Origin of the sequence: Bacillus cereus group sp. BfR-BA-01355, assembly GCF_022663675.1 — a bacterium.
Taxonomy (GTDB): domain Bacteria; phylum Bacillota; class Bacilli; order Bacillales; family Bacillaceae_G; genus Bacillus_A; species Bacillus_A thuringiensis_S.
The window spans coordinates 1-12,503 of sequence record NZ_JAKUFY010000137.1 but is presented as its reverse complement, the minus strand read 5'-3'; the positions used below and the strand labels follow the sequence as shown (position 1 = coordinate 12,503).

The following is a 12,503-nucleotide window of genomic DNA, read 5'->3' as shown; positions in this document are numbered from 1 at the left end:
TCATCTTCATTTTATTCTTCTTCTTATTAAACCAAGCTCAAGGCGGCGGTAGCCGTGTTATGAACTTCGGGAAAAGTAAGGCGAAGTTATATAATGATGAAAAGAAAAAAGTTCGTTTCAGAGATGTTGCTGGGGCGGATGAAGAGAAACAAGAACTTGTTGAGGTAGTTGAATTCTTAAAAGACCCTCGTAAGTTTTCTGAAGTTGGTGCCCGTATTCCAAAGGGTGTCCTATTAGTTGGACCTCCAGGTACAGGTAAAACTTTATTAGCACGTGCTGTTGCAGGTGAGGCTGGCGTTCCATTCTTCTCTATCAGTGGTTCTGACTTTGTAGAGATGTTTGTCGGTGTCGGTGCATCACGTGTACGTGATTTATTTGAAAATGCAAAGAAAAATGCTCCTTGTATCATTTTCATTGATGAAATTGATGCAGTAGGTCGTCAACGTGGCGCAGGTCTTGGTGGTGGTCATGATGAGCGTGAGCAAACATTGAACCAGTTACTTGTTGAAATGGATGGATTCGGTGCAAACGAAGGTATTATTATCATTGCTGCGACAAACCGTCCAGACATTCTTGACCCAGCGTTATTACGTCCAGGTCGTTTTGACCGTCAAATTACAGTAGATCGTCCAGATGTAAATGGCCGTGAAGCTGTACTGAAAGTACATGCGCGTAATAAACCGCTTGATGAGCATATTAATTTAAGAGCAATTGCGACTCGTACACCAGGATTCTCTGGTGCGGATCTTGAAAACTTATTAAACGAAGCTGCTTTAGTAGCTGCACGTCGAGATAAGAAGAAAATTGATATGAGTGATATCGATGAAGCAACGGATCGTGTTATTGCAGGTCCAGCTAAGAAAAGTCGTGTTATCTCTGAAAAAGAACGTAATATCGTTGCTTTCCATGAAGCAGGCCACACTGTAATTGGTGTTGTTCTTGATGAGGCTGATGTCGTTCATAAAGTAACAATTGTCCCTCGTGGTCAAGCTGGTGGATATGCGGTAATGCTTCCGAAGGAAGATCGTTACTTCATGACAAAGCCAGAGTTACTTGATAAAATCACTGGTTTACTTGGTGGTCGAGTAGCTGAGGAGATTGTATTTGGTGAAGCAAGTACAGGTGCTCACAACGACTTCCAACGTGCGACTGGTATTGCAAGACGTATGGTTACGGAATTCGGTATGAGTGATAAGCTTGGACCGATGCAATTTGGTAGCTCACAAGGTGGTCAGGTATTCTTAGGAAGAGACTTCCATTCAGAACAAAACTACAGTGATGCAATTGCGCATGAAATTGATGTGGAAATGCAAACGATTATTAAAGACTGTTATGCTCGTGCGAAACAAATTCTTACTGAAAAACGAGATAAGCTTGATATTATCGCAAAAACGTTACTTGAAGTAGAAACATTAGATGCAGAGCAAATTAATCATTTATATGATTATGGCAGATTACCTGAGCGTCCAACATCTTCAGATGATGTGAAAGTAAACATCAATATGAAGAAAGACGATGAAGATAAAGAAGATAAGTAAGAAATGAAGGAGTGACTATCGTCACTCCTTTTTTATTTGTTAAGATTTTTGCTAATTACTATTGAGGGCTTAGTGGATAAAGTAATTTAAGTAAAACTAGTATTAAAAATTGAAATAGAGAGCAATCTTTTTGTAAAATGATGAGGATAGGAAAGCTGATTATATAAGTATGTGTGATATGATGTTTTTATAAGTTTTATACATACTACACAAATATAGATTAAATAAGATAAGTGGTGAGAATATGATTTTTGTATTGGATGTAGGGAACACAAATGCTGTACTAGGCGTGTTTGAAGAGGGGGAACTTCGTCAGCATTGGCGCATGGAAACAGATCGTCATAAGACAGAAGATGAATATGGAATGCTTGTAAAACAGTTACTTGATCATGAGGGTCTCTCGTTTGAAGATGTGAAAGGTATTATTGTGTCTTCAGTCGTACCACCAATTATGTTCGCTTTAGAACGTATGTGTGAAAAGTATTTTAAAATTAAACCGCTTGTAGTAGGACCTGGAATAAAAACGGGGCTAAATATTAAATATGAAAATCCACGTGAAGTAGGCGCAGATCGAATTGTAAATGCAGTAGCAGGAATCCAATTGTATGGAAGTCCACTTATTATTGTTGATTTTGGTACGGCTACTACATATTGTTATATTAATGAAGAAAAGCATTATATGGGTGGAGTTATTACGCCAGGAATTATGATTTCAGCAGAGGCTTTATATAGTAGGGCGGCAAAACTTCCTCGTATTGAAATTACAAAACCGAGCAGTGTTGTTGGGAAGAATACAGTAAGTGCGATGCAATCAGGTATTCTTTATGGTTATGTAGGACAAGTGGAAGGTATTGTTAAGCGTATGAAAGAGGAAGCTAAACAAGAACCGAAAGTTATTGCAACAGGTGGATTGGCGAAATTAATTTCAGAGGAATCGAATGTAATTGATATTGTAGATCCATTTTTAACGTTAAAAGGCTTGTATATGTTATATGAGCGTAATGCAAATTTACAGCAGGAGAAAGGTGAATAAATAAGTATGAAAGATTATTTAGTAAAAGCGTTAGCGTTTGATGGAGAAGTACGTGCGTATAGTGTACGTACAACAAATACAGTAAGTGAGGCACAAAGACGTCATGATACATGGAGGACAGCTTCGGCGGCACTTGGTCGTTCTTTAACTGCAGGTACAATGATGGGTGCGATGTTAAAAGGTGATCAAAAGTTAACGATTAAGGTAGAAGGTAATGGTCCGATTGGCCCTATCTTAGTGGATGCTCATGCAAATGGAGATGTACGTGGCTACGTAACGAATCCACATGTTGATTTTGAAGGAACGGAACAAGGGAAATTACGTGTATATCAAGCGGTAGGTACAGAAGGTTTTGTAACAGTAATTAAAGATATTGGTATGCGTGAGCCGTTTATCGGTCAATCCCCAATCGTTTCGGGAGAACTAGGGGAAGATTTCACGTATTATTTCGCAGTTTCTGAGCAGACGCCTTCTTCTGTTGGTGTCGGTGTCCTTGTAAATGGAGATGACAGCGTATTAGCGGCGGGTGGATTTATCCTTCAAATTATGCCGGGCGCACAGGAAGAAACAATTTCATTCATTGAAGATCGTTTGCAAAAAATCCCGCCTGTATCAACATTGATTGAACGAGGCCTTTCTCCAGAAGAGCTACTATATGCAGTCCTTGGAGAAGATAAAGTAAAAGTATTAGAAACAATGGATGTTCAATTTAATTGTACGTGTTCACGTGAGCGTATTGAGAGTGTGTTAATTAGTTTAGGTAAAACAGAGTTAGAGCAAATTCGTGAAGAAGAAGAAGAGACAGAAGTTCATTGCCATTTCTGTAATGAACGTTACAAGTTCTCTAAAGAAGATATTACAAATTTAATTGAGAATTTGTAATAAGGGGATTAACCCTCCGAATAGATTGACAAACAGGGAATTTTCTGACAAAATCTAAATATAGATAAAACCAATAAAAATACTCGGTGTTAGGAGTGACAGGAATGCGAGTGGCACAATCAGTTTCAGAATTAATCGGGAAAACGCCGATCGTTAAGTTGAACCGCATCGTAGAATCAGACAGCGCAGATATATACTTAAAACTAGAATTTATGAATCCGGGGAGTAGCGTTAAAGATCGTATTGCACTAGCTATGATTGAAGATGCTGAAAAAAAGGGATTGTTAAAAGAGGGCGATACAATCATTGAACCAACAAGTGGTAACACAGGTATTGGTTTAGCGATGGTAGCGGCTGCTAAAGGATATAATGCAATTTTAGTAATGCCAGAAACAATGAGTATTGAGCGTCGTAATTTATTACGTGCTTACGGTGCTGAATTAGTATTGACTCCAGGTCCTGAAGGGATGGGTGGAGCAATTCGTAAAGCAACTGAATTAGCAAAAGAGCATGGTTACTTTATACCGCAACAGTTCCAAAATCAATCGAATCCACAAATTCACCGTTTAACAACAGGTCCAGAAATTGTTGAACAAATGGGTGATCAATTAGATGCGTTTATTGCAGGTATTGGTACAGGTGGAACAATTACTGGTGCTGGTGAAGTGCTGAAGGAAGCATATGAAGGTATTAAAATTTATGCAGTAGAACCTGCGGATTCACCAGTGTTATCTGGTGGGAAACCAGGTCCACATAAAATCCAAGGAATTGGGGCGGGATTTGTCCCAGAGACATTGGATGTAGAAGTATATGATGAAATTATTCAAGTGAAAACAGAGCAAGCATTTGAATATGCGAGAAGAGTGGCTAAAGAAGAAGGTATTTTAGTTGGTATCTCTTCAGGAGCAGTTATTTATGCAGCAACAGAAGTTGCGAAAAAGTTAGGTAAAGGGAAAAAGGTACTCGTTATTATTCCAAGTAACGGTGAACGTTATTTAAGTACACCACTTTATCAATTTGAATCATAATTAAATGCGATTGAAAAAGCATCCTTGAAAAAGGATGCTTTTTCTTTTTGGATTGGAAATAGGAAAAGAGTGAATGACTAGAAAACTTCATGTAAAATAAGAGGTAGTATAATTAAATTATTTTCACTAGCCTTCGAGTATAATCAATCTCTATATAAATAACTTATGTAGTTTGAGGTGGTTCATCTAAGAGGGTGGGATAAAAGAAGACGGGGTGTTGATATGCAACGAAGAAAATCTTTAGCGCTTTCTATTCCATATCAGTTAGATTTCTTTAAGCAATATAAATTTCTTTCTCAGGATAAGCCGCAACATATTTTGCTGGAAAGTGGACGTGGCGGTCGTTATAACATAGTGGGTTTAAACCCGGTAGCGGTAATCCAAGGAAAGGGTGTAAAGTTACATATAAGTGAAAGTGGTAAGGAAACAATAAAAAAAGGGAATCCATTAGATTTAATGCAAGAATATATGGAGAAATGGAAAACAGACTACAATCCAGAGTACCCACCTTTTCAAGGTGGTGCAATGGGCTACTTTAGTTATGATTGTATCCGTTATATTGAAAAACTCCCTTCTCTTGCAGAGGATGATCTGAATATACCCGATATATACTTTTTATTATTTGATGATGTGTTTGTCTATGATCAAAAAGAAAAGGTATTGTGGATTATTACACATTATGTAGATAAGCATGCAGAAGCGGAAGAACGTTTAAATGAATGGAAGGATCTTTGGACGGCAGAAGTGCCTGAAGTGACTATGCCGTTTGAACGTCCTAAAAAGAAAAATGAAGCGGTTGCCTTTACAGAAGCAGGCTTTATGAAGGCTGTTGAATGTATTCAAGAGTATATTGGAAATGGTGATGTGTTTCAAGTAAACTTGTCGACAAGACAGGAAAGAACTTTACAAACGCATCCACTAGAAATTTATACAAGTCTTCGTAAAATTAATCCATCTCCATATATGGGTTACTTAGAGCTTGGGGATTTTCAAATTGTTAGTGCTTCGCCTGAATTGCTGATTAAAAAACAAGGGCAAGAAGTAAGTACACGACCAATTGCAGGTACAAGATCCCGAGGTGCAAATGAACAAGAGGATCAAGACTTAGCAAGGGAATTAATTGAGAACGAAAAGGAACGAGCAGAGCATGTGATGCTTGTAGATTTAGAGCGAAATGATTTAGGACGTGTTTGTAAATATGGTACTGTAGAAGTCGATGAATTTATGGTAATTGAAAAGTACTCACATGTTATGCATATCGTTTCCAATGTGCGTGGTGAGGTGGAAGAAGATAAGGATGCTTTCGATTTAGTGAAAGCTGTATTTCCTGGTGGAACAATTACTGGTGCACCGAAAATACGTACGATGGAGATTATAGAAGAATTAGAGCCTGTTCGTCGAGGGATTTATACAGGTTCAATTGGTTGGATTGGTTATTCTGGAGATACGGAATTAAATATTGTCATTAGAACGCTTCTTGCGAAAGATGGGCAAGCACATGTGCAAGCTGGAGCGGGAATTGTAATTGATTCAAATCCGAAAAATGAATATAAAGAGTCGTTAAAAAAGGCAATTGCTTTATGGCGTGCAAAAGAAAGTAGCGAAGAAACGGTTAGGTGAGAGAAATGATATTAATGATTGATAATTATGATTCTTTTACATTTAATTTAGTACAGTTTCTTGGAGAACTTGGACAAGAGCTTGTTGTTAAGCGTAATGATGAAGTGAGTATTGCAGATATTGAGAATATGAAACCAGATTTCTTAATGATTTCGCCAGGTCCATGTAGTCCTAATGAAGCGGGGATTAGTATGGAAGTTATTAAATACTTTGCTGGGAAGATTCCGATTTTTGGAGTTTGTCTTGGGCATCAATCGATTGCACAAGTATTTGGTGGAGAAGTTGTTCGTGCAGAGCGATTAATGCATGGAAAAACGTCACTTATGCATCATGATGGGAAAACGATTTTCTTAGATATTCCTAATCCATTTACTGCAACGCGTTATCATTCCCTGATTGTTAAGAAAGAGTCATTGCCAGATTGTTTAGAGGTAACATCTTGGACAGAGGAAGGTGAAATTATGGCGATTCGTCATAAGACACTGCCGATAGAGGGTGTGCAATTCCACCCAGAATCTATTATGACTTCTCATGGGAAAGAGTTACTACAGAACTTCATTCGTAAATATAGTCCAAGTGTGACATCATGTTAATTTACGTAAATGGCGAGTATGTAGAAGCGAATGAAGCGAAAATCTCCCCTTATGACCATGGTTATTTATATGGGCTGGGAGTTTTTGAGACATTTCGTATTTATAATGGTCATCCTTTTTTGTTAGATGATCATTATAACCGTTTAATAGGTGCGCTAGATGCATTGCAAATTAAATGGACAATGACAAAAGATGACGTGATGCTTATTTTGAAAAATCTACTCGCTAAGAATGAATTGGAACATGCGTATGTACGTTTTAATGTATCAGCAGGTGTAGATGAAATAGGATTACAAACGGAAATGTATGAAGACCCTTCGGTTATTGTTTTTATAAAACCTTTAACAGCTCCAGGAGATGTAGTAGAAAAAGAAGGGGTTATTTTAAAACAAGTGCGAAATACACCAGAAGGAGCATTTCGTCTGAAGTCTCATCATTATCTAAATAATATTTTAGGGAAGCGTGAAATTGGAAATGTAGTGAGCAAGGAAGGTATTTTCCTTACTGAAGCAGGTTATGTTGCAGAGGGGATTGTTTCGAATCTCTTTTTTGTGAAAGGTGATGTTTTATATACACCTTCGTTAAAAACAGGGATTTTAAATGGTATCACTCGTGCGTTTATTATAAAAAGTGCTGAAGAATTGAATATAGAAGTAAAGGAAGGTTTCTTTACAAAAGATGAATTACTTTCAGCAGATGAAGTCTTTGTAACAAACTCAATTCAAGAAATTGTTCCGCTTTATCGTATAGAAGCGCAGGATTTCCCGGGTAAAGTAGGAGTAGTTACAAAAAGTTTAATGTACCTTTATGGAATGCAGAGAGAGAAATTATGGAGCAGAAATGAATTACGAAGAGGAGATGTGTAGTTTGAAGTGGGATTATGATTTACGCTGCGGCGAATATACATTGAATTTAAATGAAAAGACATTAATTATGGGGATTTTAAATGTAACACCAGATTCGTTTTCTGATGGTGGGAGTTACAACGAGGTAGATGCTGCGGTACGTCATGCAAAAGAAATGCAAGGTGAAGGTGCTCATATTATTGATATTGGTGGCGAATCTACTCGCCCGGGTTTTGCTAAAGTATCAGTAGAAGAAGAAATAAAGCGAGTTGTCCCGATGATTCAAGCGGTTTCAAAAGAAGTGAAATTGCCTATATCTATCGATACATATAAAGCTGAAGTTGCAAAGCAAGCAATTGAGGCCGGTGCTCATATTATTAATGATATTTGGGGAGCGAAGGCGGAGCCAATAATTGCTGAAGTCGCAGCTCATTATGATGTACCTATCATTTTAATGCATAACCGCGATAATATGAATTATCGTAATTTAATGGCGGATATGATTGCTGATTTGTATGATAGTATCAAAATTGCTAAAAATGCTGGTGTGCGAGATGAGAATATTATTTTAGATCCAGGTATCGGTTTTGCTAAAACACCTAAGCAAAACTTAGAGGTGATGCGTAATTTAGAACAGTTAAATGTGCTAGGTTATCCGGTTCTCTTAGGTACATCGAGAAAGTCCTTTATTGGGCACGTATTAGATTTGCCAGTAGAGGAACGCCTTGAGGGAACGGGAGCTACTGTTTGTCTTGGTATTGAAAAGGGTTGTGAGTTTGTTCGTGTCCATGATGTGAAAGAAATGGCGCGTATGGCTAAAATGATGGATGCAATGATTGGTAAGGGGGTAAAGTAATTGGATAAAATTTATATCCATGATATGGAGTTTTACGGTTATCATGGTGTGTTCCCGGAGGAAAATAAATTAGGTCAGAGATTTAAAGTTGACTTAACGGTGGAGTTGGATTTAAAGCGTGCAGGGGAAAGTGATGAATTAGAGCATTCGGTCAATTATGGAGAGCTTTTCGAATTATGTAGAAAAGTTGTTGAAGATAGAAAGTATAAGCTTGTGGAGAGTATCGCTGAAAATATTGCTGCAGATATATTAAAACAATATGAAAGTATTTCACGATGTACAATTAAGGTAATTAAGCCGGATCCACCGATACCAGGTCATTATCGTGCTGTAGCAGTAGAAATTACGAGAGAACGTCCATGAATAATATAGCATACATTGCATTAGGGTCAAATATTGGAGAGCGTTATACGTATCTAACCGAAGCGATTCAGTTCTTAAATAAAAATCCTTATATTCAGGTTGATGATATTTCATCTGTATATGAAACTGAGCCAGTTGGCTATACTGACCAAAGTTGCTTTTTAAATTTAGTTATAAAAATTTCTACCAATTTATCACCACAAGAATTATTGAAAGTAACACAAAAAGTAGAAAATGACCTAGGAAGAAAAAGGGAAATTAGGTGGGGGCCGAGGACTATCGACCTTGACATTTTACTTTATAATCAAGAGAATATTGAAGCAGAGAATCTTATTGTTCCGCATCCGCGGATGTTTGAAAGAGCTTTTGTTATCGTTCCGTTGTTAGAGATTAATCAAGACATAAAACAAAACATTTCACGTTCACAAGTAGAAGAAATGAAAAGGCGAGAGGGAGTAACGGTATGGAAGCAGAAAAATGGGGAAGACGCATTCGTGCTTTTCGAAAGCTAAAAGGCTACACGCAAGAAGGTTTTGCTAAAGAATTAGGGGTATCTGTATCTGTTTTAGGTGAAGTTGAGAGAGGGAATCGATCACCTTCTCAAGATTTTGTAGTAGAAGTTGCTAAGGCATTAAATGTTTCGATAGATGAATTAATGCCAAAGTGACTGTGCAGGAAGGAGTAGGTTGATTGTTAAAGATTGCAAATATTGAGATGAAAAATCCGGTTGTATTAGCACCGATGGCGGGAGTGTGTAATTCTGCATTCCGTTTAACAGTGAAAGAATTTGGTGCAGGTCTAGTTTGTGCTGAAATGGTAAGTGATAAGGCAATATTACTGAATAACAAAAGAACATTAGATATGTTATATATCGATGAGAGAGAAAAACCATTAAGTTTACAAATTTTTGGTGGAGAGAAAGAAACTCTTGTAGATGCTGCGAAATACGTAGATAAATATACGACAGCAGATATTATTGATATCAATATGGGTTGCCCAGTACCGAAAATCGTAAAATGTGATGCGGGGGCAAGGTGGCTTTTAGATCCCAATAAAATATATGAAATGGTAGCAGCAGTTGTAGATGCCGTTGAAAAGCCGGTTACAGTTAAAATGCGTATCGGTTGGGATGAAGAACATATTTTCGCAATAGAAAATGCTAGAGCTATTGAGCGTGCTGGTGGACAAGCTGTGGCGGTTCACGGACGTACGCGAGTGCAAATGTATGAAGGTAAAGCGGATTGGGATATCATTAAACAAGTAAAGCAAGCTGTGAATATCCCGGTTATCGGAAATGGTGATGTCGAAACACCGCAAGATGCGAAGCGCATGCTTGATGAGATTGGTGTAGATGGTGTTATGATTGGCCGTGCGGCTCTTGGGGATCCATGGATGATTTATCGTACAGTAAAGTATTTAGAGACAGGTGAATTAATGCCGGAACCAACAGTGCGCGAGAAAATTGATGTATGTATGTTGCATCTAGATCGTCTTATCGACTTAAAGAACGAAAGTGTCGCTGTAAGAGAGATGAGAAAACATGCAGCTTGGTATTTAAAAGGTGTTCGTGGTAATGCGAGTGTACGTAATGGTATTAATGCTTGTAACACACGTGAAGACCTTGCGAATGTGTTAGGTGCATTTGTAGAAGAAGTAGAAGCGAAACAACAAACAATTTACGTTGGTTAATAAGGAACATAGGAGATTGACATTCTTCTATACACTTCCTATAATTACGTGAAAGAAAGAAGAACTGCCAGTTAGTTGCTGGCAGTTTTTCTAGTTGAGTAGAAAATGCTATACTGTATATATTGTAAAAATTAATAGAGCTGGAGTGATATCAATATCATGGATAACATGAACCACGAAGAATTAAACGACCAATTGCTTGTTCGTCGTGAAAAGCTACATAATTTACGTGAGCAAGGAATCGATCCGTTCGGTAAACGATTTGAACGCACAAATTCAACGACCGACTTAGTAAGTTTATATGGAGAATTCTCTAAAGAAGAATTAGAAGAGAAAGAAATCACTGTTTCTATCGCTGGTCGTATTATGACAAAACGCGGTAAAGGAAAAGCTGGATTCGCGCACATTCAAGATTTACACGGACAAGTTCAAATTTACGTTCGTAAAGATACTGTTGGAGATGAAGAGTACGAGTTATTTACGACAGCAGATTTAGGTGACTTAGTAGGTATTGAAGGTAAAGTGTTCAAAACAAACGTTGGAGAACTTTCAGTAAAAGCAACGGGATTTACGCTTTTAACGAAATCTCTCCGTCCGTTACCGGATAAATATCATGGATTAAAAGATGTTGAACAACGATACCGTCAACGTTACTTAGATTTAATTACAAGTATGGAAAGTCGTGAAACATTTGTTACTCGCAGTAAAATTATTCGTGAAATGAGAAGATATTTAGATGACAACGGTTATCTTGAAGTAGAAACGCCTATGATGCACGCGATTGCAGGTGGAGCATCTGCTCGTCCTTTCACTACGCATCATAATGCGTTAGATATGGAATTATATATGCGCATCGCAATTGAACTTCATTTAAAACGTCTTATTGTGGGCGGATTAGAAAAAGTTTATGAGATTGGCCGTGTATTCCGTAATGAGGGTGTATCAACTCGTCATAACCCTGAGTTTACGATGATTGAATTATATGAAGCGTACGCTGATTATAATGATATTATGAAACTAACAGAAAATATGGTTGCTCATATTGCGAAAAAAGTATTGGGTACAACAACAATCCAATATGGTGATTATGAAATTAATCTAGAACCAGAATGGACACGTCTTCATATGGTAGATGCAATTAAGCAACACTCTGGAGCGGATTTCTGGAATCCGATGAGTGTAGAAGAAGCGCGTGAGCTTGCGAAAGAACATAATGTAGAAATTAAGGATACAATGGAAGTTGGTCATATTATTAATGAGTTCTTTGAGCAAAAAGTAGAAGATAAATTAATCCAACCAACATTTATTTACGGTCATCCGGTAGAAATTTCGCCACTTGCGAAAAAGAATGATGAAGATCCACGATTCACAGATCGTTTCGAATTATTTATCGTTGCACGTGAACATGCAAATGCATTTACTGAGTTAAATGATCCGATCGATCAAAAAGAACGTTTTGAAGCGCAATTAAAAGAGCGTGAACAAGGTAATGACGAAGCACATATGATGGATGACGATTATATTGAAGCTCTTGAGTACGGTATGCCTCCTACGGGTGGATTAGGAATTGGTATTGATCGTCTAGTTATGTTATTAACAAATGCACCATCTATTCGTGATGTATTATTATTCCCTGCTATGCGCCATAAACAAGACTAAGCTTTGGAGATTTCTCCAAAGCTTTTTTTATTTGAGTATGAGTTGCGTGGGTATAATAGATCTTGATGGTGCGAGAAATTATACTTATATAGAAGAAATGTGCTGTTTTTATACTTTTTTACTAAGTTAAAAATTTTATTAGAAAAACTATTGCATTTTAATAATCAAACTGGTATATTTATATTCGTTGCCACGAAAGGTAACAAGCAAAACAAACGAAAAACAACTTATTGAAAAAAGTTGTTGACGAGAATGTAACGAAATGTTATATTGATAAAGTCGCTTCTGAGCGACCAAGTAGTTCTTTGAAAACTGAACGAAACAAACAACGTGAAACGTCAATTTTTATTTTTAGATGCTAGACAAACTAACTTTATTGGAGAGTTTGATCCTGGCT

13 protein-coding genes are annotated in these 12,503 nt (G+C 37.4%); all 13 read left to right on the top strand.

What is annotated here, in order from left to right; genetic code table 11:
• Window positions 1–1,538: ATP-dependent zinc metalloprotease FtsH (gene ftsH / locus MR167_RS27970; protein ID WP_242316010.1), on the top strand; the 1,538-nt coding region annotated here is incomplete at its 5' end.
• A gap of 244 nt (window positions 1,539–1,782) precedes the next feature.
• Entirely contained in the window at window positions 1,783–2,571 is a 789-nt protein-coding gene (locus MR167_RS27965; RefSeq protein ID WP_000578366.1) for a type III pantothenate kinase, read from the top strand.
• A gap of 6 nt (window positions 2,572–2,577) precedes the next feature.
• Window positions 2,578–3,453, top strand: a complete 876-nt coding sequence (hslO, locus tag MR167_RS27960; RefSeq protein WP_000656369.1) for a redox-regulated molecular chaperone HslO — start codon at window positions 2,578–2,580, stop codon at window positions 3,451–3,453.
• A gap of 104 nt (window positions 3,454–3,557) precedes the next feature.
• Window positions 3,558–4,481 carry a cysteine synthase A gene (gene cysK / locus MR167_RS27955; RefSeq protein ID WP_001261716.1) on the top strand — a complete coding sequence of 308 codons (924 nt, stop codon included), beginning with the start codon at window positions 3,558–3,560 and terminating at the stop codon, window positions 4,479–4,481.
• Between the two features lie 222 nt (window positions 4,482–4,703).
• Window positions 4,704–6,101: an aminodeoxychorismate synthase, component I gene (gene pabB, locus MR167_RS27950; RefSeq protein ID WP_001189711.1), complete on the top strand. Its 1,398-nt coding sequence runs from the start codon at window positions 4,704–4,706 to the stop codon at window positions 6,099–6,101.
• Between the two features lie 5 nt (window positions 6,102–6,106).
• Entirely contained in the window at window positions 6,107–6,694 is a 588-nt protein-coding gene (gene pabA, locus MR167_RS27945) for an aminodeoxychorismate/anthranilate synthase component II (RefSeq protein WP_000602284.1), read from the top strand.
• Window positions 6,688–7,560: an aminodeoxychorismate lyase gene (gene pabC, locus MR167_RS27940; RefSeq protein WP_000909860.1), complete on the top strand. Its 873-nt coding sequence runs from the start codon at window positions 6,688–6,690 to the stop codon at window positions 7,558–7,560. Before pabA ends, pabC begins: the two co-directional genes overlap by 7 nt.
• Window positions 7,535–8,395 (top strand): dihydropteroate synthase, encoded by an 861-nt coding sequence (gene folP, locus MR167_RS27935; protein WP_002084136.1) that lies wholly within the window; start codon window positions 7,535–7,537, stop codon window positions 8,393–8,395. The genes pabC and folP overlap by 26 nt, the downstream gene beginning before the upstream one ends.
• Window positions 8,396–8,758 carry a dihydroneopterin aldolase gene (folB, locus tag MR167_RS27930; protein ID WP_000358066.1) on the top strand — a complete coding sequence of 121 codons (363 nt, stop codon included), beginning with the start codon at window positions 8,396–8,398 and terminating at the stop codon, window positions 8,756–8,758.
• Window positions 8,755–9,270, top strand: a complete 516-nt coding sequence (folK, locus tag MR167_RS27925; RefSeq protein ID WP_001059450.1) for a 2-amino-4-hydroxy-6-hydroxymethyldihydropteridine diphosphokinase — start codon at window positions 8,755–8,757, stop codon at window positions 9,268–9,270. The genes folB and folK overlap by 4 nt, the downstream gene beginning before the upstream one ends.
• Window positions 9,222–9,425, top strand: coding sequence for a helix-turn-helix domain-containing protein (locus tag MR167_RS27920; RefSeq protein ID WP_000387030.1), 204 nt, complete (start codon window positions 9,222–9,224; stop codon window positions 9,423–9,425). Before folK ends, MR167_RS27920 begins: the two co-directional genes overlap by 49 nt.
• 23 nt (window positions 9,426–9,448) lie before the next feature.
• On the top strand, window positions 9,449–10,447 hold the full coding sequence (gene dusB / locus MR167_RS27915) for a tRNA dihydrouridine synthase DusB (RefSeq protein ID WP_000912244.1): 999 nt from the start codon (window positions 9,449–9,451) through the stop codon (window positions 10,445–10,447).
• 159 nt (window positions 10,448–10,606) lie between these two features.
• Window positions 10,607–12,106: a lysine--tRNA ligase gene (lysS, locus tag MR167_RS27910; RefSeq protein ID WP_000369685.1), complete on the top strand. Its 1,500-nt coding sequence runs from the start codon at window positions 10,607–10,609 to the stop codon at window positions 12,104–12,106.
• Window positions 12,107–12,503: the final 397 nt, after the last annotated feature.